Origin of the sequence: Algoriphagus yeomjeoni (assembly GCF_003259505.1) — a bacterium.
Classification (GTDB): domain Bacteria; phylum Bacteroidota; class Bacteroidia; order Cytophagales; family Cyclobacteriaceae; genus Algoriphagus; species Algoriphagus yeomjeoni.
The window spans coordinates 375,035-399,775 of the sequence record NZ_QLLK01000003.1 but is presented as its reverse complement, the minus strand read 5'-3'; the positions used below and the strand labels follow the sequence as shown (position 1 = coordinate 399,775).

17 protein-coding genes are annotated in these 24,741 nt (G+C 41.3%); 5 read left to right on the top strand and 12 right to left on the bottom strand.

All coding sequences use genetic code 11. The features are described 5' to 3' along the window. Window positions 1-12 precede the first annotated feature (12 nt). From LV83_RS07260 to LV83_RS07210, 11 genes are all read right to left on the bottom strand, one after another. On the bottom strand, window positions 13-1,674 hold the full coding sequence (locus tag LV83_RS07260; protein WP_111610873.1) for a DUF4957 domain-containing protein: 1,662 nt from the start codon (window positions 1,672-1,674) through the stop codon (window positions 13-15). A gap of 29 nt (window positions 1,675-1,703) precedes the next feature. Further along, window positions 1,704-3,509, bottom strand: a complete 1,806-nt coding sequence (locus LV83_RS07255; protein WP_111610872.1) for a RagB/SusD family nutrient uptake outer membrane protein — start codon at window positions 3,507-3,509, stop codon at window positions 1,704-1,706. A 111-nt stretch (window positions 3,510-3,620) separates the two neighbouring features. Then, window positions 3,621-6,908 (bottom strand): SusC/RagA family TonB-linked outer membrane protein, encoded by a 3,288-nt coding sequence (locus tag LV83_RS07250; protein WP_111610935.1) that lies wholly within the window; start codon window positions 6,906-6,908, stop codon window positions 3,621-3,623. Between the two features lie 367 nt (window positions 6,909-7,275). Next, on the bottom strand, window positions 7,276-9,189 hold the full coding sequence (locus LV83_RS07245) for a pectinesterase family protein (RefSeq protein WP_245947015.1): 1,914 nt from the start codon (window positions 9,187-9,189) through the stop codon (window positions 7,276-7,278). Between the two features lie 143 nt (window positions 9,190-9,332). Further along, on the bottom strand, window positions 9,333-10,118 hold the full coding sequence (locus tag LV83_RS07240; RefSeq protein WP_111610871.1) for a rhamnogalacturonan acetylesterase: 786 nt from the start codon (window positions 10,116-10,118) through the stop codon (window positions 9,333-9,335). Window positions 10,119-10,191: 73 nt separating this feature from the next. Further along, entirely contained in the window at window positions 10,192-10,950 is a 759-nt protein-coding gene (locus tag LV83_RS07235) for a rhamnogalacturonan acetylesterase (protein ID WP_111610870.1), read from the bottom strand. A gap of 1 nt (window position 10,951) precedes the next feature. Then, entirely contained in the window at window positions 10,952-12,625 is a 1,674-nt protein-coding gene (locus tag LV83_RS07230) for a glycoside hydrolase family 28 protein (protein WP_245947014.1), read from the bottom strand. A gap of 21 nt (window positions 12,626-12,646) precedes the next feature. Beyond that, window positions 12,647-14,326 carry a glycoside hydrolase family 43 protein gene (locus LV83_RS07225; protein ID WP_111610868.1) on the bottom strand — a complete coding sequence of 560 codons (1,680 nt, stop codon included), beginning with the start codon at window positions 14,324-14,326 and terminating at the stop codon, window positions 12,647-12,649. Then, complete coding sequence (locus LV83_RS07220; RefSeq protein WP_111610867.1) at window positions 14,292-15,266, bottom strand: pectinesterase family protein; 975 nt, start codon at window positions 15,264-15,266, stop codon at window positions 14,292-14,294. Before LV83_RS07220 ends, LV83_RS07225 begins: the two co-directional genes overlap by 35 nt. 2 nt (window positions 15,267-15,268) lie before the next feature. Then, a complete protein-coding gene (locus tag LV83_RS07215; protein WP_111610866.1) occupies window positions 15,269-16,492 on the bottom strand; it encodes a glycoside hydrolase family 88/105 protein in 1,224 nt (407 codons plus the stop codon). A gap of 41 nt (window positions 16,493-16,533) precedes the next feature. Further along, window positions 16,534-17,676: a DUF4861 domain-containing protein gene (locus tag LV83_RS07210; RefSeq protein WP_245947013.1), complete on the bottom strand. Its 1,143-nt coding sequence runs from the start codon at window positions 17,674-17,676 to the stop codon at window positions 16,534-16,536. 429 nt (window positions 17,677-18,105) lie between these two features. Between LV83_RS07210 and kduI the strand changes: the two genes are divergently transcribed. The 5 genes from kduI (at window position 18,106) to LV83_RS07185 (ending at window position 23,550) form a co-directional block, all read left to right on the top strand. Then, complete coding sequence (gene kduI, locus LV83_RS07205) at window positions 18,106-18,945, top strand: 5-dehydro-4-deoxy-D-glucuronate isomerase (RefSeq protein WP_111610864.1); 840 nt, start codon at window positions 18,106-18,108, stop codon at window positions 18,943-18,945. A gap of 11 nt (window positions 18,946-18,956) precedes the next feature. Then, a complete protein-coding gene (locus LV83_RS07200; protein ID WP_111610863.1) occupies window positions 18,957-19,742 on the top strand; it encodes a gluconate 5-dehydrogenase in 786 nt (261 codons plus the stop codon). A 40-nt stretch (window positions 19,743-19,782) separates the two neighbouring features. Then, a complete protein-coding gene (locus LV83_RS07195) occupies window positions 19,783-20,841 on the top strand; it encodes a LacI family DNA-binding transcriptional regulator (RefSeq protein WP_111610862.1) in 1,059 nt (352 codons plus the stop codon). Beyond that, the gene (locus LV83_RS07190) at window positions 20,841-22,244 is read left to right on the top strand and encodes a tagaturonate reductase (protein ID WP_111610861.1); all 1,404 of its coding nucleotides are present in this window, start codon (window positions 20,841-20,843) and stop codon (window positions 22,242-22,244) included. Before LV83_RS07195 ends, LV83_RS07190 begins: the two co-directional genes overlap by 1 nt. A gap of 187 nt (window positions 22,245-22,431) precedes the next feature. Continuing rightward, a complete protein-coding gene (locus LV83_RS07185; protein WP_111610860.1) occupies window positions 22,432-23,550 on the top strand; it encodes an ATP-binding protein in 1,119 nt (372 codons plus the stop codon). A 184-nt stretch (window positions 23,551-23,734) separates the two neighbouring features. On the opposite strand, the gene LV83_RS07180 is transcribed toward LV83_RS07185, so the two are convergent. After that, complete coding sequence (locus LV83_RS07180) at window positions 23,735-24,469, bottom strand: zinc-dependent peptidase (protein ID WP_111610859.1); 735 nt, start codon at window positions 24,467-24,469, stop codon at window positions 23,735-23,737. Window positions 24,470-24,741: the final 272 nt, after the last annotated feature.

Here is a 24,741-nt window from a genome sequence, read left to right as displayed (position 1 = left end):
CCCAATACTTAACTATAATGTAACTCTCCAACGCGTGTCACCTGTATCAAACCTTCCAGCGAATCCACTGTCCTTAAAGTTAAAGTTATTCGTAGCTGGACTCACCCAAAGGTCAGATTGACCTTTTGAATAGTTACCAACAGGGAATCCTGGGATCTCATTTCCAGAAAAGCTGAAATTTGCAGTGCTGTAATTATTAATTAAATTAAAATTAGTGCTCTCCAGACCATCCACGCCTCTTATCCCATAGTTTTCAGATTCGGACTCATCCCAAGCATGCCCAAAAATACTATTGGTAATGCTGATGCCATTGGCCACATTGTTATTACCATCACCACCTCTGTATCTGAACATTTGTCCATTTGGGCTAATGAAATTGGCAAAGGTACAGCCATCAATTGTGATGGAATTTGAGTTATTTCTAGAAGTGATTCCTCCTTGGATTTTGTTGAAGGTAGAGGACTCGAATACTATGTTTTGAACGTTTGCCGTGAGCTCATCATCACTTGGGTTTGTATCCGTAGTCAGAAGCCCATAACCACCGATACTGTCCACCAATGTGTTTTTGATGAGATAGTTTTCTATGGTTACCGTTCCTCTTATCCTTAGAATTCCTCGGAAAGTACCCATTGTACAATTCTCGAAAAGTAATTCTCTCACATTCACTCCACTAGTATTAGGATTGAATACATAATCTCCAGTGTAATCAGCTCCACGAATCTCTAAATCAATGAATCGGATATGGTCGATCTGAGCGCCTTCAGCAATATTCCAGTTGCCTGTGGTATATAACTTGGCTTTTTGCTCACCAAAGCCATAAGCTGCCTGGATAGTGATAGACTTATCCAAGTTCTCAGAAGGCAAGTCGTAAGTAACGCCTCTTTTCACCAAAATAAGATCACCGTCAGCTGCTGCGAGCACTGCATCGGCCACTGCGCCTGGGCTTTCATTGTCCCGGATATCAATCACTCCAGGAGCTGTAGGGTCTATGTCAGCTACACGGGTAGTATAGTTAACCCAACCTCTCAGAACATCTCCGCTGTAGATTGCAATCTGGTATTCCATTTCAGGATCCAAACCTTCCACGATCACCTCTGCTTTTGCCTGCTCTTCACTTGTCACCATCTGCTCATCGAAAAGAGGAGTATTTAACTGTAAATCTTGAGCTGAAAACACTTTGACCCCGGTCACTTCTGCACCAGCTTTAGTCCAAGTAACTCTTGCTGCAATATCAGTCACATCAAAAGATGCCGGATTATTTAAAATGGTCGGGAAGCGCTGTGTACGCACATTTCCAAGATCTGATGCTTTGCTATCAAAAGCCGGATCTGCAGCTCTAGCTGTTGATCTCACTTGATAAAGCGTATTCCAGAAAAGCTCCTCTCCTATCAGAGCTTTGTTGATCTCGACATAAGAAGTATCTGTTTCAATGACATATTCGATTGTATTGAATGTATCACGACTCACTTCCAATGTGTAGGAAATAGCACTTTTCATATTTCCCTGATTGACAATAATTGTATTGCCTTCTGAGTAAAGATCTTCGTTCAATACCGGTCTGAATAACCTAGTCTCCTCGAACATCTCCTCGTCTTCCTTACATGCTGACACTGCCAAAACGGCCATCAACAGCATAAAAAGGGTGCTTTTTATATTTCTATTTAGAATTTTCATTGTTGAACTTTTAGATTTTGACAGCCTCATTAAAATCCATAACCATCATTGGTCAATGTCCCTTGGCTATTGTTGATAGCCGTAGAAGGAATCGGGAAGATGTAGCGTGCTACACCAGGATTTGGACCATTGTAATAGTTTGCCCAATCTTTCGTGATCCATTCCTGGTACTGCGTGGTCTCACTATGCATACTCAATAGGAATGGCACCTGATTCCAGGTATCATCCGGTGGAGCTACCACTCTCGTATTAGGATTCAGCAGTACAAACTGTCCAGACTCATTTACTTTCCAGTACATGTAATCCGGTAGATTACCAGTTCCATTGAATGCCTCATCAGCCATTTCTTTCAAGCCTTCAACAGTTTCTTCCATTTTCTCCGCATAATTTCCCCAGCGGATCAATTCGTATTTACGGATCATCTCACCACCAAACTCCCAAGCTCTTTCATCAACTATGGCTTCAAAGAAGCTCTCTTTGCTTGCAGAAATATCAGCCACATATGCATCTACTCGAGTACCCCAAAGATCATCCGAAAATGCTCTTCTTCTCACTCTTTTGAGTGCTTCCTGAGCTGCGGCAGTTGGACCGTACAATTCATTTTCAGCTTCCGCAAACATCAACAACACATCTGCGTAGCGCATCATTGGCCAGTTGATGCCTGTTCCTTTGGCAGAGGATGCACCTGGAGGATTTTCCAAAAACGATCTACTCCACTTGCCTTGGGCGATGTTTGTTCTACCGTTGACAAATTCTTTCTCAAAGTTTGTATTGATCTTGTACAATGCACAAGTCACATCTCTTCTAGTATCTAACGTATCAAAAGAAAAGTAATAAGTAGGAGGAATAGCCATGTAGTTATTACCCGACCCGAAACTGTGAGCCGCTGTAGGACCGCCTTCTACTGTAATACCGATGTTCCAGGCTACGTCACCATTTCCCAGCGCAAATGGCACTTCGAAAAGCACATCAGCATTTACCGGAGAGATGAATTTTGACTGATTAAGAAATACCTGACGATAATCTGAAGGAAGCGCACGATCCTTCAATTGCATCAATTTCTCAGTGTAGTTTTTGGCTACTTGATAGTACTCTAAATAATCGCTAGATCTCGTTTGAGAAAGGTCAGGTTGTAAGTAATACCCACCCCGCTGCAATGCAATTCTGGCGATCATTCCCAAGGTATATTCTCTGGTCACCTGCTCGATTCCATAAGGAGTCTGATCAGCCCAAAGCATTTTCTCTTCTACTTCGATCATATCCTCGATCACTCCAGACAAGATGACGTTACGATCTTCCTTTGGAAGGTTAAATTCAAGCCCTGCCTTAGGCGCTTCATTCACATAGGGCACATCCCCAAAATAGTACACCAAAATACTGTACCAATAGGCTTTCAAAGTTACTGCCTCACCTAGCAGGTGATTCATAGTTTTCGCTTCGGCTACATCAGTAGATTCTAATTTACCGGAGGCACGAAGTCCTTCTATAGAAATATTAGCATCGCGAATAGATCGATAAGCATAAGTCCAAACGATCTCCAAATCTCTGTTTGTTTCCAGAGCATTAAGGTCCCAGATTTGATATCTGTCTGATGAGCTAGTCCAGCCACTTTGATGTTCTATATCGGTGTTGCCAGCCATATTATTAGAAAGTCGAGAGCGAAAAGCATCCTGACCAAAATTTGCGTAAATAGCATTGACACCTTTTCGTGCATCATCCACATTTGAATAAATGTAGTTCGTATCGAATGTGGAAATAGACTCAGGCTCAAGGAAGTCATCGCATGAGAAACTCATCCCAGCAATAACAGCTATAATTATATGTTTGATTTTCATGTGTTTATATTTTTATTTTATGGCCACATGGAATCTCGCAATAAGAATAATCATCAATTTTTGTGAAACTCTTCATTATGCTCGATTTCATTGGTTTAAAATTCAGATCCATTAAAATGTAACATTTAACCCCACCGTGAATGAACGGCTTCGCGGAAATGAGGAGTAGTCAACTCCCGGAGTCAGCGCAGCATAAGAACTGCTTCGGCTCGTACTTACTTCAGGGTCATATCCTGAGTAATCTGTCCACAATTTCAAATTGTTTCCGGTACCGTAAATTCTCAATTGAGACAACCCAATACGTGAAATCAAATCCCTTGGAAAGGAATATCCTACGGTTAGGTTATTCAATCTGATAAAGGAACCATCTTCAACAGCCCAATCAGAGATCACTGCACCGGCGATACCAAAGCTACTATGTGACCAGATGTTTTTATCTGCATTCAACTCGCCCAACTGACCTAGATCAGTTACGACTTCACCAGGAGTTCCTGTATAAGTACCATCCACATCGATGTAGGTGAAGCGATTATCAGAACTCATCGTGGTGAGCAAGTTGCCATAGGTAGTTCTCCTGAACTGGTTGTATTGGATTTTACCGGTGTTATAGACATCATTACCAAACTGGTAATTGAAAAATATTTGCGTATCAAATCCTTTCCATCTGGCATTAAGTCCAAAACCACCCTGATTTTTTGGTAGTGCATTACCGATTACTTTTCTGTCTTTGGCATCGATTACACCATCTTCATTAAGGTCCTTCAGCTTCATGTAGCCAGGCTTGATGTTGGTGTTACCCACTACTCCGCCAGAGCTTGGAATCCCTTCTTTCAGGATATAACTTCCAGAAACAGCATCATAAGATTGGAAATCATCCACACTGTAGTAGCCATCATTTACATAGCCATAAATATCACCGAGTTTACCTCCCACTTGTAAGTAGAAATCATTGATGTTGTTCAAATCTGTACTTGCCCAGTTGGACTGAAAGAATCGGTCATTTGTCCCGTCAAGCTCCTCGATTCTAGCGATATTAACACCAGTATTGAAGTTGACAGAGAGAGAGAAATCAGGTCTGTCCAATAAGAAAACATTGATTCCCATTTCGAACCCTTTGTTTGATGTACTACCGATATTATCCCACTGAGAGTTAAACCCTGTATTAGGAGGAATGGCAGATTGAAGCAATAAGTCTCTGGTAGTATTAGAGTAGAAATCCAAGCTACCTTCAATTTTAGCCTGCATAAAGGCAAAGTCCAATCCCAAATTCCGGTTTACAGTAGTTTCCCAAACTAAGTCAGGATTGTATAATACTGAGCTACTTGGTGTGTAATACACATTATCCACGTTGCCAAAACCTGGACCTCTATTGGTAGATCCTTGGAAAAGGAATTGTGTAGCAGTAGGATCTATTCGGTCATTTCCAGTCTCTCCATAGGAAACTCTTAATTTCAACTCATCGACAAAAGTGGAATTTTGAAGAAATCCTTCCTCAGATAATTTCCAACCCAAAGCAACAGCCGGGAAAACACCGACTCTATTTTCTTTAGCAAATTTACTGGAGGCATCAGCCCTTACAGTACCTGTCAAAAGCCATTTGTTATTGAACTGATAATTCACTCTGCCAAAAAGTGAGAACCTGTTAGAATTAGTCTCATTTCTGGTTTCCAAACGATCCACTCTACCGAAGGTCATATTTGCAAAAAGCTCCTCAGGAGTAATGGATAATCTGAAGTCTTCAGATCGGATCATAGCATAGGTACCCCCGGTAGAATAAATTTCCTGCCCAACCAAGAAGTCTAACTTGTGTTTATCTCCAAGTCCCTGCACTACCCAGTTTACACTATTCAACCAACGAAATGAATTAGACTCTCTGTTAGTTTTGACACCAAGAGGTAAGCTACCTCCATTGTTGAAAGACTCCCCTGTTAATGGTCCGTAAAACCTTAGGTCTTCTCTAAAAGACTTAGACCCGTTGACGGTAGTTTTGAAATCTAAACCTTGTACAATATTCCAGTTAAGGCCAGCATTGAATACATAATCGTTGTCTGTACGTTTTCTCCAATCTTGCTCTGCCAATTCAACTGGACTTACTAGACTTAGCAAGAACGATTGAAAATCATCTTCTGAGTTGAGCTGATTTAGATCTATTTCCAATTCATCAGCTACTCCATTTACAGGTCTGGTTTGTACAGCGTCCTTAATGTTGATCTGAGCACTACCTGATGTGCCTGCTCCGTCAACCACCGTATTGGTGATACGGGCACCAGCATCAAACGTAAGTTTATTGGATAGCTCCTGATTTAATTTGAAGTTGATTACGTTTCTATTGTAACCAGAATTAATCATCAATCCTTCATCGGTATTATTTGTCAAACTCAACATCACCTTTGTTTTGTCTGTACCTCCAGAAAGGGAAATATTATGATACATGGACATTTTTGGGTCACCAAATAATTCCTCCTGCCAATCTGTTCCTGGCTTTTGCTTATAGAGCTCCAGATCATCATAGACGCCATAGAATCTCTCAAATCGTCTAAGATCAGCCTCTGATCTCAATTTGGCATATTCATAATTTGCCAACACATATTCGTACGGATCTAGCACTTCATATCTCCGATCCTTTGGCAAGGTTTTGTATTGGAAAAAGTTGTTGTAAGAAACAGATACTTTACCCGCCGTCGGTGTTTTAGTAGTCACTACAATTACTCCGTTGGAAGCTTGAGCTCCATAAATGGCCGTGGCAGAAGCATCTTTCAGTACCGAAATACTCTCTATATCTGTAGGAGGAATATCACGGATACTATTTACTATAAATCCGTCTACTACATAGAGCGGCGCATTATCCTGGGTAATCGATCCACCACCACGAACTCGTATTACAATATCTGCATCAGGAGAACCGTCTGTAGTAAGTACGTTTACACCTGGAAGTCGACCTGTGATTGCCTGTGCAGCACTTGCAACAGGAATTTTGGAAAGATCTTTTCCTGAAATAGAAGCTACCGATCCTGTCAGATCAGTTCGTTTCACTGTTCCGTAACCAAAGCTGACCACTTCGACTGTTTCCAGCTGAGCCATGTCTTCTTCGAGCGTTACGTTAATGACAGATTGATTTCCTACTTCTATGTTTTGAGTTTCCATTCCTATAAATGAGAAAACTAAAGTTTCTGAAGAAACCGCAGGGATGGAGTAGGTTCCATCAACATCTGTGACCACACCTCGTGTAGTTCCTTTTACCGTGACATAAGCCCCTGGGAGTGGCAAGCCATCCGAACCAATCACGGTTCCAGTAATTGGGCTTGATTGCGCAGAGACCTGAAAACTTAGGCTGCACAATAAGCACATTAAGAGAATTAGATATCGGGACTTTTCCGATACGAGTCGAGTTTTTTTCATTTCATTGGCTTTTTGGGTTGACAATTCCCTTTTTAAGGATAAAGAGCATCCGACAAATTCTTAGAATCCGACCAGCAGTACCTTCATGTTATTGTAAAATTTGAGTAGTTAAATAAATTATAAAGCTTGAATTGACTGCCAAGATTAGATACTCATTGTGCAATCGATTGCATGTTACATATTAATATTTAATGTCGCAAGATTTTTATCAAAATTTTCAGCAATTCAAAATAAATGGCCTGTAGGGCTATTATTGACAAAATAATAATTTGGAGAATGGAATCTAAGCACATCAAACCGGTAAAAATCATATAGCACCGTGCAATCGTTTACACTCCATTTTTAAAATAATAGTGAGAATAGATTCTTATTTCAGGGTATTTTCCAAAAAATCAGCCATTATCTCCACTGTAGTATTAAACCATGTGTCGTACAACCAAAAAGGATGTGGGCTGTCAGGAAAAGCATGAACCTCAGAATAGACTCCTTTTTCAGTCAATTTGACAATCAATTCGTCTCTTCCTGCATGAAATCTAGGATACTGAGAATTGATAAAAAGTATGGGTATCATTTCTGGTGCTTCTAAATACAATGGAGAAGCTGCATCCCATACTTCAGGCTTCTGCTCGTAAGTTCCTCCCAACCACTCTGAGGCAACTTGCCCCTCTGCCGATTCAGGATGATGAAATGCCAAAACTCCGTCCATGTCTATAATCGCTTGAACTGCTGAAGAAGCAGTTAACTCAGTGGAGCCTTCATACGCTCTGGAATTTGTCATTCCCACCAAAGCAGCAATCTGACCACCGGCAGAACTTCCTGAAATGGCAAGTAGTGTAGTATCCAACCCAAATTCATTCCCATGTACCTTCAGCCAACGGATCGCTTCCTTTACATCATGAATCGCAGCAGGATATTGCGCTTCCGGCGAAAGTCTATATTCAACAACTGAAGTCACATATCCCTTTTCAGCCAAAGCTATCGCCATTGGAATCTGTAGTTCTTTATCACCGGATTTCCATCCACCACCATGAATCATCACAATACCTGGACGTGGTGATTCTGCCTGTATCGGTGAGAAAACATCCAACTTCAGCTCCCTACCTCCGAGCTTCTTATAGACTAGCCCTTTACTTTCCGTTACTGATTCGCTGGAGAGAATCACAATAGGCTTGATCTGCGGGAAATTCTTCACATCCTTTTTCCATGCATCTTGCAGATTAAATGAACTGTCTTTCCGATAGCCAAACCAGCGATTTCCAAAGTAATCTGCATCGGTAGTTTTGCCTGAGAAGATTAAATCAGTGCTATAACTTTTAAGTTCATCTGCACTTAGCTGATGAGACCATTCTATCCGTGAATTTGCATTAGCACCAGCACCAAAACTTCCAGATTCTGCATAGAAAACAGTCTGTTCCGCTTTTTCCCGGTTCCAATTATGCCAACCTTCTGGGACGATATGAGCTCCCATTTCAGTATTTATGAAAACAGTTTTGGCAAAATCCCGCCACGGTCTTCCCAAATAAACCTTCGTGACGCCTTCAGCGGCAGTGAGTCTACAGTTCTTGAAAACATAACCGTATTCCACCCACTCTGGAGTCGAAGCCGCAGTGATGTAGGAATCTGATTTGGAATGGATGGTGCAATTTTCAAATAGCGCAGTAGCAGAGCCGAAGATAAAATCCGTTGTGCCCTCGATATAGCAATTTTTGTAGAGTTGACGGGAGTTTTCTCCAGAAGCAAACATGGTATCCTGATCGCCTATAAACCTACAATTCTCAAACACCAAGCGATCACCTTCAGCGTGAAGGGCCACTGCCTGCCCAACTGGTCCAGCTGTATTTTGAATGGAGAGATTTTTGAAAGTCAATGAATTGCCAAGGACTTTCAGTGTGTAGGTTTCGAAAGTGCCCATGTTGTCTTTCGCCGCAAAATCATCGTAAGTGATGATGGTGTTTTCAGGACTTTCGCCTAAAAAAGTCACATTGGTCACCGGACCCAGAATCGTCAATTTCTCCTGGTAAATTCCCGGCTTGATATAAACCGTCAGCGGTTTTGGCAGATAAACTCGAATCGCATCCAATGCTTCACCTACCGTTTTGAAATGCCCAGAACCATCTTGGGCTACCAATATATCATGTTCGACTTTGCCCTTCAGTGCTTCCGAATCAAGCGGTTTTATTTCTCCCGAAGGCACCTGAGAAAAAGAATTGCCAATTATCAAGAGCAAAAACACCAGATAAAAAAATGCTGATTTCATAAACCTTTTCATCATTACTTCCATACTTTCTGGTTTTATAGCCTCCTGGTTCTTAATACTTTCTTCTTGGATCTAGATTCTATTGTCTTGATACTTGATTCTTGGCTCTTGACTCTTGATTCTAAGCTCTTGGCTCTACTTTCTTGATACTTGCTACTTAATACCTACTACTTCACAAGATCCTTCATCCCTTCCAGCACCAACGCAGCAACAGCTTTCGCTCCTTCAGGCTGGAAATGTGTATTATCTTTTTGACCATCAGGATAGGCTTCGTATAGCCCTGGACCAAAGTTCATAAAGTAATTCTCGGTCACATATTCCTGCCCTTTTGCAGAGAAAAAATCCATCGAACGCTGATTCAAATCTATCATCAAAGCATCCAGCTCCGCTGCCACTTCTTTGGCTGCAGCATCATATTCACCATGGACATTCTCCAAATGACCGTCTTTCCAAGGATAATTTCTCGCCACCGGCGTCAGCACGATCGGAGTAGCACCTTTCTCTCGGGTTTGATTTACAAACAACCGAATGTATTCCTTGTAACCTTCCACCGTCACATAGCGCTCAGTTTTCTCCTTTGCCGCATCATTATGCCCAAATTGCATAATTACCAAATCGCCAGCTTGCAAATCCTTATAAACCGCCGACCAACGTCCTTCTTCGAAAAACGTCCGCGTACTTCTGCCTCCACGAGCTCTATCATCGACAATTACGGAGTCAGCATCCACCAAACCAGTTAATGACTTTAGGTTTTCTTTACTCATAAACTCTTGAAAAACCTGACCCCAACCCGTCACAGGATAGCGATCTTTCATGTAATCCTCGTCACCACCATAATTGGAATAATCCGCCATGGTAGAATCACCGATAAGGTATATTTTCTTGATCTTTTCCTTCGGAGAAAAAGCTGAGATAACTAGCAGAGCTAGAAGTATGGGAAGGTATTTTTTCATGGTTTTTTTGTTATGTCCACAGACCACGGTCTACAGTCGACTGTGGACCGTGGTCTGTGGACTTTTGACTTTATCAATCTTTCAAAAACTTCACCAGCTCAGGCAATTCCCGCTTCAATTCCTCTACAGCCAGGTCGCTCACTTTGAAAGCTCCAGTGGGTGACAAATGCGTATTATCTTCTCTTCCTTCGGGAAATTGCGAGTAATCCCCAGGACGATAATGAAGGAATAATTCCTTGGATTTCTCCACCCCGAATTGCTTGATTACTTCGATCGTTTTCGCATGCAGATCAAAAAGTGCCACTTCCATTTGGTCTGAAACTTCTCTGACTACTTCTGAATACCTGCCATGTGTATCGGTCAATACGCCATTTTCATCAAAGCTTCTTCTTGAAATCGGTGTTGCCAAAACTGCATTGCCACCCTTTTCCCGAATTTCATTGACATATCTAATCAGATTATCCCGATAGGTAGAATCTGCAAAAGCATAGCGATCGGCGGAATTGATCTTTTGATCATTGTGACCAAACTCTACAATCACATAATCTCCAGGTTTGATACGCTCCATCACCACATCCCAGCGTCCTTCATCCCGAAAACTTTTGGTACTTCTCCCGTTGACAGCATGATTTTCGAACCGGATTCCTTCTTTGAAATAAAGTGGAAAAACCTGCCCCCAACCTTTCTCGGGATTGCTACCCGAGTACGGTTTGTCAGCCATGGTGGAGTCTCCGACAAGGAAAAAAGTGATCTCGCCTTCATCTTGATGGTTTCCAAAAATCGCCGCATAAAACAGAGCGAAAGTTGAAAACAGAATTACAATCGTTTTCATCTTATTTTAGTTTTATCGCATTCTCTGAAACACCATTTCCTTTGGTAATCTTGTCTGGACTCTTAAAATCTGCCCGGTCAAACTCGACATTGTCAGAGGTTCCAAGCACACGAACCGCTGCTTTTCCATTCTCCTCAAAAGAAAAACCGCTCACTTTCACTCCCTGACTATTGTAAATCGTCAATGGAATCTCATCAGTGCCCAATACTCTTACATTGATCAGCTCCAAACCAGCTGCATCGATCGCAGTGATTCCTTTTTTTGCCTGCAAAACAGCATTTTCCAATCGCACATTTTCCAGTTTCATTTCAGGTAATCCCATAAAAAAGGCGGCTACTTCTGAATCTGTCACTGTGATGTTTTTCATGCTGATATTTCTAAAAACAGGCGTTTCTTCTGTTACAGGAACCAGATTTTCCTGTCGCGCCTCGTCATCTGCACTTTGATCTTCTTCGATCACAGGACTATTCCCAGTGTAAAACATATTGAAACCAATCGCCTCTGTTGGAATTCCAACCATATCAATGTCCGAAATCCAGATATTCTCCACTACCCCACCTCGGCCACGTGTGCTTTTGAAGCGAAGACCAATGTCTGTCCCAATAAATGTGCAATTGGAAACATGGATGTTTCTCACCCCGCTGGACATTTCACTTCCCACAGTTACTCCCCCGTGACCATGATACACGATGTTGTTCTTAATGATCACATTTTCGGTTGGAATCGCTCGATCTCTGCCGTCTTTGTCCTTTCCAGATTTGATGCAAATCGCATCATCTCCCACGTCGAAGGTGTTATTATAGATCAAGGAATTTTTGCAAGACTCCAGATCCAAGCCGTCACCATTCTGAGAAAACCATGGGTTTCTTACATTCAGGTTTCGGATGATTACATCTTCACTCATGAGCGGATGGATATTCCAAGCTGGAGAGTTTTGGAAAGTAGGCCCATCCAATAACACTACCTTACTTTCGCGGATACTGACCATCACCGGGCGAAGGAAATCTTTCATCTTCTCCAATTCAGCGCGGTCGGTAATATCCGGCACATTGAAACTAGAACTTGCATTATGTCCATCCAAGTAAGATTGGGAAGGAAACCAATTCGTCCCTTCTACTATTCCGCCACTTTTGACCAAGTCTTTCCACTGAGAATCCGTCATTTTTCCTTTCTTCACTGCTCTCCAGACTTCCCCACTCCCATCTATGGTTCCATTGCCGGTAATGGCGATATTTTCTACTTGATAAGCATTAATCGGAGAGAGGCAACGAACGGTATTCAAACCCTCAAAACTGGTCTCGATTAACGGATAATCATCTTTATCCTTGCTAAAAATAATAAGTGCTCCGTCTTCCAGATGAAGATTCACATTGCTCAAAAGCGTGATCGGCCCAGTGTACCAAACACCTCTTGGCACCAAAACTTTGCCGCCACCAGCTTTATTTACAGCTTCGATTGCTGACTTGAAAGCATTGGAATTCTTGGTCAAGCCATCTCCCACAGCGCCATATTCTGTAATGCTTTTTTCAAAATCAGGAAAGCTCGCCTCCTTCACTTTCGGCATATCGAATTCCACCCCATCATAAATGGTTTCCAGCGTTTGCTGCGCATAAATCGGTAATGTACTTGCAAAAAGAGCAAGTAGAAATGCTAGTCTTATTGATTTGGTTTTCATATTTCGGGTGTTCATTGTTTCTTATTTATTAAATCTAAACCAATCCACATCGGCAAATCCACTGTCATTGGTCTTCGTATTTCTGATTGCAAAAAGCCCAACTTTCGCTCCTATCCACTTGCCTGGAACGGCAGTGAAAGTTTCTTCGATTTGGGTGAATTTCTTTCCATCCTCACTGTATGAAAATTGGCAAATTCCACCTTTAATGACTGTCACCTGAAGTTGAATTGAGTTAATTTCCAGCTTGGCGATTTCCTTTTTCACTTCAGCTTTTCCATGCTCAGCATCGAGACAACTGACATAGACTAGAGCAATGCCGTCTTCGGTGCTTTCCAGAGCCAAATAAGCGTAACTCATTCCCATCACAATCAGCCCTACCTGCTCGTTTGTCAGTTTTGGATTTGGCAAAAATTCCAAAGAAATCGTCGTAGTAAATTCCTCCGCAGGGAATTTCTGAAGCAATAAATTCGGAGCATCCCAAAGATTTTTGGCATACTCAGGAAGTTGTACTGTGAAGAGTCTTAGCTTACTTTCAGCTGGATTTGCAAATGCCCAAGTGGCCTCAGGATTTGCTTGCCACTGCCATTGAAGACCGATATCATTTCCATCAAATTCATCCGAATCGGCTGGAGTAGTGATCTCTTGAGTTGCTTTCACAGCTGGCTTTTTATGCTTCAAAACAGGTTGTCCGGTTCCATCTCCATCCGGGTCTTCACCCATCGTAGGCCAGTCATTTTTCCAATTCATCGGCTGCAAATGCGTGATTCGTCCATAAGCCTCCACATCCTGAAAATGCACAAACCAATCTTCCCCCATGTCGGTATCAATCCATGCTCCCTGATGTGGACCATTGATTGGAGTATTTCCCTGTGCCAAAGAAATATGCTCCTCATACGGCCCATAAGGATTTTTTGACCTCAATATCAACTGCCAACCTGTAGAAACTCCACCTGCTGGCGCAAAAATATAGTAGTATCCATTTCGCTTATAAAACTTCGTCCCTTCCACCGTCGGATGCGCTTCATGCCCATCAAAAACCAATTTTCCAGCTCCAGTAGTCTTCGTGCCTTCCCAGTTCATCGGCTTTACGACCAGCACACTTTTTATCCCTGCACGACTTCCAGCAAAAGCATGGGACAAATAAGCTTTTCCATCTTCATCCCAAAGCGGGCATGGATCAATTAATCCTTTCCCTGATTCCACTAAAACTGGCTCATCCCATTTACCGAGCGGATCCTTGGTCTTGACCATGTAAATCCCAAAATCCGGATCGCCCCAATAGATGTAATATTCACCTTCATGATAGCGAATCGCAGGTGCCCAAACTCCATTTCCATGCTGTGGCTTCGCAAAATTATCAAAAGGAACCTGTCGCTCCAGCGCATAATTTACCAAAGTCCAATTCACCAAATCTTTAGAATGCAAAATTGGCAAACCCGGAACGGCATTGAAAGAAGAGGCTGTCATGTAGAAATCTTCGCCCACTCTCACCACATCTGGATCTGAGTAGTCAGCATGCAGAATCGGATTGATATAAGTCCCGTCCCCTTGATCTGAGACCCATACTTCAGATATCTCTCTTTGCTGCGCAAAAGCAGAAAGGGCAATAAAAAACGTTAAACAAATACTGTAAACTAACTTATTCACTTTTGGGTATTCTAAATTGCTAATCGTTGATTTTTTCTTTTGGATTCCAGCCATCTTCACCTGCAAGAACTGATTCCACTGTGTATTTTGCAGCTTCCTGTTCGCTTAACTGATGTGACCAAGAAACTCTTCCCGACACATCCGCTCCTGGGCCTTTAGATCCATATTCAGCGTAAAATGCAGTCTTTTCAGCATTTGGCTTGCTCCAATTGTGCCAACCTTCGGATTTGATATGCGCCCCCATTTCAGTGTTAATGAAAACTGTTTGCGCATAATCCCTCCATGGTCTTCCAAGATATACTGAGCTATCTTCAGCATCGCTTGTCAGTTTGCAATCGATGAATACAAACCCAAATTCAGTAGCTTCTTCGGTCGAAGCAGCAGTAACATAGCTTCCTCCTTTTTTGGAAAAAATCTCACAGTTTTCGAATACAGCCGTGGACCAACCAAAAATAAAATCGGTCGTTCCTTCTATGTAGCAATCTTTATAATATTGGCGACTGCGATCTCCATGCGGATAAAGTGTATCCTGAAATCCAAGAAATCTGCATTTCTCAAAAACTACTTTGTCCCCATCCACTCTCACAGCTACTGCTTGACCAACAGGTCCAGCGGAATTCTCAAACGTGATATTTTTCGCATAAAAACCATCTCCAAAAACAAAGAAACTTGTGGAGCCAGTGGTCCCCATTTCTTCTCCGAACTTGTTTTTCTTTTGTGCAAAATCATCGTTCGTAACCAACGTGGTTGCCGCATCTTCACCGATTAGGGAAATATTGGTTTTTGAAGCTGCCAGCACCAATTTCTCTTTATAAACCCCAGGCTTTAATAAAATCCGGGTTTCATTTTTCCGAAAATCCGGAACTGCATCAAATGCTTCTTGAATGATGCTAAAATCTCCAGAACCATCTTTGGCCACAACAAAATCAAAGTCCTGAGCGGAAACAAATCCGCTCAAGAAAAACATCAACAAATAGATAATAGGTTTTTTCATAATTACTTACTCAAATTCTCATATTGCAAGGATGCCAAAATAAATGGTCCAACACCCTTCGGGTCATTCACCCGGATCTCTTCGCCTACATAATACTCGAATGAACCATCCCGGTAGGGTGTTCCGCCAAGTCCTGCGACACCGCAGACATTCGTCAGGCTGATACCTCCATCGGCATCTTCTCGGACAAACTCAGCAAGCATCCCTTCATAAGCTTTCTTGCCGGCAGCAAGATCTTCTTGATCCAAGTAGCCCTTTTGGGCACCTTTCAATAGAAAGTAAGTAAACATCCCCGAAGCGGAAGATTCCAAATAATTTCCTTCACGCGTGCCCTGATCCACTACCTGATACCATACGCCTTCCGGCGTTTGATAGCGCTGAATTCCTTTCGCCAGTTTCTGCGCAATGGCGATAATATCATTTCTTTTCGGGTGGTCTGCAGGAATAAAATCAAGCACATCTACCAGTGCCATCGCATACCAGCCAATGCTCCTACCCCAGTAATTCGTGGAAAGTCCAGTTTCTGGATCTGCCCATTTCTGCTCCTTACTTTCATCCCAAGCATGGTGATAAAGTCCCGTCTCTTCGCTGTAACCATATTTATCCATCAGCAAAATCTGATTTGCGACGTCATCGAAGAGTGCAGGCTCATCGAAGGTGGCTCCGTATTGTGCCAAAAATGGAGAACCCATGTAGATACCGTCAAGCCACATCTGATGCGGATATACCTTCTTGTGCCAGAATCCACCTTCCTTATTTCTAGGATGATTTCGCATTTGGTCACGTAATTCTTCTACTGCTAGCTTGTATTTTTCTTCACCCGATTCCTCATAAAGGTTGATCAAAAACTTACCCCCATTCACGCGGTCTATGTTGAAATCAGACTTTTTATAGGTCAGAATATTCCCAGCACTATCCACCATGAAGTCCGCAAACTTCTTAGTGTAATCGTAAAACCGTTGCTCGTCTTTTTGCTTCCAAACAGCCTGCATGGAAGACATGATCAAGCCATGGGTGTATTCCCATTTTGGTTTCTTATTGAAATCTAGTGTCCAGCCTTCCGGATTTCTGGCGATTTCCGAATCTGCCATCCAGATGGAATAGGCTTTTTCAGAAACACTTTCCATTTCAGTACTTTCGACAACTTCAGTTTTTTCGGCAGAGCAAGCGATGAGAAAGGCTCCTGACAATAGGGCGAGAGAAGTGTATTTGAATAGTTTAAGCATGGTTTAGTTTGGGTTTGCTTGTTACTGTTTTACGACGAAAATTACTTTACCGCTATTTTCAGCGGATTGGAAAGCTTTAAAATTTCCTGATCTAAATAGGCTATAAATTCTTCTTGGGTAGTGATTCCGCCTGGTTCTTGTTCCCACGCTGCCAAAAAGTAATAGCTGAGCTTTTTACTTCCGGAATCAAATACCAGAATATGTGACAATTCATCTTCAGTGTCCTGCGTCAATTGAGCCGTCGGATAAATTACTGCTATTCCTAAATTATCCTCAGCCAAGCTCTGCGGACCATAAGTCGCTAGATAACTGTAAGCTAAGCTCCCATCACTTTTCAGCACTTCCGCTTTAGCATCCTTTATGAGACCGGTTGCAAAATTTGCGATAGAATTTGTGGATTCGAGATCCATTTTGGATAGACGCGTTCCAGAATGAATGGAGATATTAGCCAAAATATCTGTTTTGCCGGCAGGCAAATCCCAACCTGAATAGCGGGTAAAAACGGAAGAGTAAACCGGGCCATTATTTGTGATCTCGGCATACAGGCTATCCGTCACATCGACTCTTCTGGCTTTACCATCTTCGAGAGTAGCTATGCTTCCAAGACCTAAGGTTTTCCCAACTTTCAAAACATCCATACCCCAATTGGCTGGTTCATGATAAGAATCAAACCCATCCTGTCCAACTTCCTGTAGAACGGGAGTATTCACTTTTTTCCCAAAAACATCTATGCCATTTCTCCAATCTAAATAGAATCTATACCCTACTAAATCCGACTCCCAACCAGGGCCTTCATATCTAATAAACCAGGAATGGTCGGTGTGCGCGGCAGGCACGTGAAGTGAGTCCACATTTTCAAAGTGACCTCCCAGGTATTCACGATCTTTAAATTCACCTCCGAATTTATGCGATAGTTCAGCCTGTGTAAGTTTTGGATAATTTGGAACAGTAATGTCAGACGAAGCCTTGACTTCTATCTCAAGTTTTTGATTTGCACCTATAAAAGGGAGAACAAAAACCAGCCCCTTATCAGAACCCTTTTCATTGAGTTGAGAAGGAACCTCTTCCTCACCCAAAAACACACGATAGCTTACACCATCCTCCAAATAAAATTTCTCTTTTAATTCTTCCAGGCTGATGACAATCATTTCGCTGCTTCTATCGATGGACAAAGAATTTTCCATAGAAAAATGAACAGATTCAAACGAATTTTCCGAGTTTTCAATTTTCTTCTCCTGTGCACAACTTAATGCAACAACTAGGACAAACCCTAGGATTAGTTGAGAAAACAGTGGTTTTGACTTGCGGAATATTCTGGGCTGATATATCATTAGTATACTTAAAATCAATGAATTAGACTATAACTTGACTCAGGAATTTGAATTCAAAGGCTCAAATTTTCATATAATTTGAGCAATCGATTGCATATTAAAAAGAAATTAAATAATAAAAAATTTTAACTATGCATTATTCACCATTTTATACATTAACGGACTATTTTTATTGAATATACAAAATACTAGTTTGTCATAACTCAATGAACGATTAGTATAATTCGTATTTGAATTTCAAAATTAATACTATATTGCGCAAACGATTACACATAGACCCTAATGAGTACTACTATTGAAACACGGTATTCCTCACATCCTGAGGATTTCAAAAATTACCCAACCCAAGAAATTCGAGATAAGTTTTTGCTTGAGGAAATCTTCGTTCCAAATCAAATCACAGGGATTTACACGATGGAAGATCGGCTGATTGTGGGCGGAATTCATCCCGTAGACAAACCTGTGAAATTGGAACCTGTCGATCAATTAAAAGCACCCTACTTTCTAGAACGTCGAGAGATCGGCATTATAAACGTAGGCGATCAATGTACGATTGAGGTAGATGGTGAGTCAATTACGCTTGGTCGCAAGGAAGCTCTTTATATAGGCAAGGGCATTCAAAATGTTGTATTTCATCCTGCTACTGAGGGCAAGACATTATTATATTTCAATTCGGCACCTGCGCACTGCAGCTACCCGACTCGAAAAATAACACAGGAAGATGCTGAAGTGGTTACACTTGGATCATTAGAAAACTCTAATCACCGAACGATTTACAAGCTATTGGTCAACTCGGTTGTAGACACCTGTCAACTGCAAATGGGCATGACCGAGTTGAAGCCAGGCTCAGTTTGGAACACTATGCCAGCGCACGTTCATGACAGAAGGATGGAAGCTTACTTCTACTTTGATTTGAAGGAAGAAAACGTAGTCTCTCATTTTATGGGAACTTCAGCCGAAACTCGTCATATCTGGATGAAAAATCATCAGGCAGTCATCTCACCAGTTTGGTCTATTCATAGTGGTGCAGGCACTTCCAATTATACTTTTATCTGGGGAATGGCGGGTGAAAACATGGACTATGGAGACATGGATATGGTGAAACCTTCCGAATTAAGATAAATCGAAAGCATATGAAACCAAATTTTGAACTCAAAGGCAAAATTGCTTTAGTCACTGGAGCGACTCATGGTCTTGGCATGGCTATGGCGAAAGCTTTAGCTCATCAAGGGGCCACTTTGGTAATCAATGGCCATACTCCTTCCAAAATGGAAGCTGCGATTGAAGAATATGCCGCTGAAAAGATCCAAGCTCACCCCTATTTGTTTGATGTAAGCGATGCGAAAGCTGTTGATGCCGCCATCTCCAAAATCGAGGAAGAAGTTGGAGAAATAGCTATTTTGGTGAACAATGCCGGGATGATCCAGCGTGTGCCGGCATTAGAAATGAATCCTGATGACTTCAGAAAAGTCGTCGATATAGATCTCGTCTCACCGTTTATTGTCTCCCAGCGAGTAGCCAAGACTATGGTGAAAAACGGAAGTGGAAAAATCATCAACATATGCTCTATGATGAGCGAACTCGGCCGAAATACGGTTAGTGCATATGCAGCCGCAAAAGGTGGTTTGAAAATGCTTACAAGAAACCTTGCAACCGAATGGGCCAAATACAATATTCAAGTCAATGGAATTGGTCCGGGATATTTTGCTACCGAGCAGACCGCACCGATCCGAGTAGATGGACATCCTTTCAATGATTTTATTGTTAATCGCACACCTGCAGGGCGATGGGGAAATCCCAACGATCTTGGTGGAGCAGTGGTTTTTTTAGCCAGCCCAGCAAGTGATTTTGTCAACGGCCAAATCATTTATGTAGATGGAGGTATTTTGGCAACTATAGGGAAGCCCATCGGAGAATAGTTATTTTAGCTTTTGTTACTTTAAACCCAACCTAAAGGCAATGAAAAACGGAAAAGCCACCATTCATGATATCGCTGAAAAGCTACAGGTAACTGCGTCTACAGTATCAAGAGCATTAAATAATAACCCTAGAATCTCCGATGCGACAAAGAAAAAAGTACTAAAGGCTGCTAAAGAACTTAATTATCAACCTAATAATATTGCTTCAGCTCTGAGAAGTGGGAAAAGCAGACTTATTGGAGTGGTGGTACCTACGGCAAATCGAAACTTTTTCTCTTCCGTAATCCGAGGTATCGAAGAAATTGCTAATTCCGTTAATTATAAGGTGGTGATTTCACAGTCTTATGACGACTATGAAAAAGAGATGCAGACAATTGAGGCGCTGCTCAATGTACAAGTAGATGGCATAATTGCCTCAATAGGAAAGACCACTGAAAACGTTGATCATTATAAGAAAATCCTTAAAAAAGGAATTCCTTTAGTCCTATTCGATCGGGTGACAAATGAACTTGATGTAAGTCAGGTGGTAATCGACGATTATTATGGAGCATTTCAGGCAACCGAACATTTGATCAATGAAGGGTGTAGACGAATTGTACATTTCTCCAACTCCCAAAACATCAATATTTACAAAGAACGAAAAAGAGGTTATGAGGACGCTTTACTGAAGCATGGCATCCCCGTAGATCTTGAATTGATACGATTCAGTAAACTGCAGTTGGAAGACGGTAGAACATCCATGCAGGAAGTTATCGATGCTAAAATACCTTTTGACGCAGTCTTCTCCGCATCCGATTACTCAATTATGGGAGCAATGCAGGTCTTGAAAGAAAATGGATACAAACTCCCGGAGGATGTCAAATTAGTAGGATTTGGCGATGAGCCATTTACTTCCTTCACAGAACCAACACTTACTACAGTGAATCAAAAAAGTATTCCTATGGGGAATATCACTGCAGAAACTTTCTTTGAGATCCTCAATCAAAAAGATCAAAAGAATGTCATTTCGAAAAAAACTATTCTTAAACCAGAGCTGATCATTCGGAATTCTTCATTAAAAACCCAGAACCATAACAGCACTATTGACCTAATCGCCTAATGCAACTTCTTTCGAAAACTAACCATTCTACCCCCCAACGCCCAGTTAAAATCCTTCAATTTGGAAATGGGAATTTCTTAAGAGGCTTTACTGATTGGATGATTGAAAAATCAAATGAAGCCAATGTTTTTGACGGTAACATTCACATCGTACAAGTTCATAGCAAGTCAGGAAGTAATCCTATGAAGGATCAGGATTGTCTTTTTCATGTGATTGAACAAGGGTTGAAAAATGGAGAGTTGGTACAAGAAACAACCCTTGTAAAATGTGTCGCAGAGATCACCAATGTATTTGAGGAATATGAGGAATATCTGAAAATCGGTGAAAACCCAGATTTACGATTTGTGGTTTCGAATACTACTGAGGCTGGAATCGTCTTTGATCAGACGGATCACTCTGCAGACAGCATTTCCAAAACTTTCCCTGGAAAACTTACCGCATTACTTTATCACAGATTTAAAACCTTCAAGGGAGATGCTTCCAAAGGACTGATTTTTCTTCCTTGCGAGCTGATCGAAGCAAATGGAGAAGCACTCAAAGAATGTATTCAGAAGTACATTTCCTTTTGGAAGTTGCCTGCAGAGTTTTCGGAGTGGATTGATTGGAAAAATGTGTTCTGTAATACTCTTGTCGACAGGATTGTCCCTGGTTTCCCTAAAGGATCAATTGATGAAATTCAAGAGAATCTAGGTTACAAAGATGACATGGCAGTGATGGTGGAGCCTTACCACTTCTGGGCAATAGAAGGAGCTGAAACAGTTAAAGAAGAATTCCCGCTGGATAAAGCTGGACTCAATGTTAAATTCGTAGATAATCTCGCTCCTTTCCGGACCCAAAAAGTGCGAATCCTAAATGGAGGGCATACTTCGATGGTTCCTTATGCCTATCTGAAAGGATTGAGAACAGTGAGAGAAGCTGTGGAAAACCCAGAAATCGGAGCGTTCCTGAAAGAGGCTATTTACGAGGAGATCATCCCTACACTCGACATGCCTCAGGAAGAGTTGGAGCAGTTTGCAAACGATGTGTTGGAGCGTTTTGCTAATCCTTTTATCGTGCATGAGCTTAAGTCGATCGCGTTAAATAGCATCTCCAAATTCAAGGTTCGCGTGCTACCTTCTTTGCTAGCTTATTATGAGTTGAAAAAGGCATGTCCGGAGAAATTAATTCTTTCATTTGCAGCACTTTTAGTGTTTTATAAAGGAAATTATAAGGGAGAAGAAACGCCAGTTAATGACAATCCAACGCTGATGACTGAGTTCAAATCTGCTTGGGCACTTGGATCTACTGAACAGACTGTATCCAAACTTTTGAGCGAAAGAAGCTATTGGGGAGAAGATTTGAGTGCTTATGAAGGCTTGGTGGAAGCAGTGAGGGAAGCGGTGGATGGGTTGCTTAAGGCTTAGATTTACTTAAGTAAATAGGGACCATTATAGTACTCAATTACTTCTTTGATTTACTTTCCGATTTAGACTTAGGCTAAGCAAATCCCGAATTATTATGGTTTTACGGGATTTAAATCCTGAATTATTATGATAAAAAAGGATTGTAATCCCGAATTATTATAGTTTTACAGGATCTAAATCCTGTACTATGATAAAAAGGAAACTTCAAGAAGTAATCGAAAAAAGACTTTTCAAAGGCAAAGCTATTCTAGTTTTTGGTCCTAGGCAATCAGGAAAATCTACTCTAATCGAGAAAATTTTGCAGGAAAAGGAGTATTTATACCTTAATGGAGACGATGCTGATACCAGTTACATTCTTAGTAATACCACTGCCACCAAACTTAAAATCGCTACAGGCAAACATACTTTCATATTTATAGATGAAGCCCAAAGGATTCCAAATATTGGAATTACGCTAAAGCTTTTTACAGACCAGATAAAATCAGTTCAGGTCATAGCAACAGGCTCTTCAGCGTTTGAATTGTCCAGCCAAGTCAATGAGCCACTAACTGGCCGTAAGTATGAGTATATGCTATATCCTTTGAGTTTTGAAGAAATGGTGGCTCATCATGGTCTCATTCAAGAGAAGAGATTCTTGGAGCATCGCCTTATCTATGGGTATTACCCCGAAATTGTGATAAAGACTGGCGAAGAAATCGAGTTACTAAAACTACTCTCCAACAGCTACTTGTATAAAGATTTACTTATGTTGGAGCAAGTCAAAAAGCCACTGATTTTAGGAAAGCTACTGAAAGCGTTGGCCTTACAAGTAGGCAGCGAGGTGAACTTTCAGGAAATTGCTCAGACGATAGGAAGCGATCCTAAAACAGTGGATAAATACATTGATCTTCTTGAAAAAACCTTTGTTGTGTTTCGATTACCGGCGTTAAGTAGAAATGTCCGTAACGAAATTAAAAAAGGAAAAAAAATTTACTTCTACGATTGCGGTATTCGCAACGCAGTTATTAATAATTTCAAGCCATTTAGCGAACGAACAGATACAGGGGCTCTGTGGGAGAATTACCTTATTGCAGAGCGGCTGAAATACCTACAATATCGAAATATAGAGGCGGAAAGATATTTCTGGCGAACCACACAGCAACAAGAAATAGACTACCTTGAAGAAAATGTGGAGGGTCTTTTTGCTTACGAATTCAAATGGTCGAAACATGCGAGTGTTCGCTTTCCTACTACTTTTTCAACAAATTACCCAAATGCTCAAAGCAAGATGATAACACCAGCTAACATGGAGGAATTTATTTTGTAAATGGCTTAACAGTTTAGAAGTACAAATGAAAGAAGATTTGATATTGCTCCTATTATGAGGTCCCATAATCGTGGGCTTTGTCACATAGATCAGCCGCTTTTTGAAGCCGTGAACCACAAATGCAGTGAAGAAGATAACTCCAAAGAAGATGGGTGATGAACGCTCAAGAGTTGGAGGAGACTTTTTATACATTCACCCAAACCCTAGGGTCTTGCCGCATCAATCTCACCAAAGTCCCATACAGCTCAGGATTATATTCAAAAAACTCATGCGGCTTTTCGAAGAATGTCTCCAAAGCTACAGCGAAGAATTCATCATCGTCTATGCCGGCGTTTGATCTGAATACAGTGAGATTTCCAGTTTTTATCTTGTGGATTTCCTCAGTAGCTAGCAATTGAAATGATCGGTAAATCTCAGGATTGAAAAACTCACTTTCATCATTGTAATAAATCTGATTTTCCAGTTTCAACGCATGAGCTACCTCATGAATTCCTAAATTCACCCCATCTTTTTGATCAGCTATCCCATTCAAAAAACAGCTCCAGGACAGCACAATAATTCCATGCCTTGGATTAACTTCCCCTCTATGATATTGCTTAGAAATCGTGCTGTAATAGGTACTTGGATAGATCAGGATCTTTTTGAAATGAGGCAAGCGTAGATCATTCCAACCAAAAGTCACCATCACGATTGTAGCTCCAATGAGTATTTTCATCTCAGTTGTTACTTCACTTAAAGCTCCCCGAGGCACAAATGCTTTCCTAGTTATTACCAATTCCAGTTTGGTCACAAACTCCTTTTTATGATTTTGATTGAGTCGTTGGTAGTAGATAAACTTATTTTCCAGAATAGCCTTCTCCGAACTAGTTATTCTGTGCCTTTTCAAATGAGTGATGCCGTCCGAGAGCCACTCGAACATCTCTAATAAAAGTGAATGCAGTAAAAACATAAGTGAATATAAAGCTGATTGCGACCTGATCAGTGATTGCCTTCAAAATAAAAATTAATCCTTAAGTTATCTAGCGTAAAAGAACGGGGTTGACAGGTTTTCGGCCTAAAAGACCTGCCTACTGACAAGGCAGGCACAAGCCGAGGTTATAAAAATAATGGCAGCTACTTTTCAGCAACTGCCATTTTGAATAAAAATCTAGATTCGGTATGCACTATTTGAGAAAGGCACTCTTACTCCCC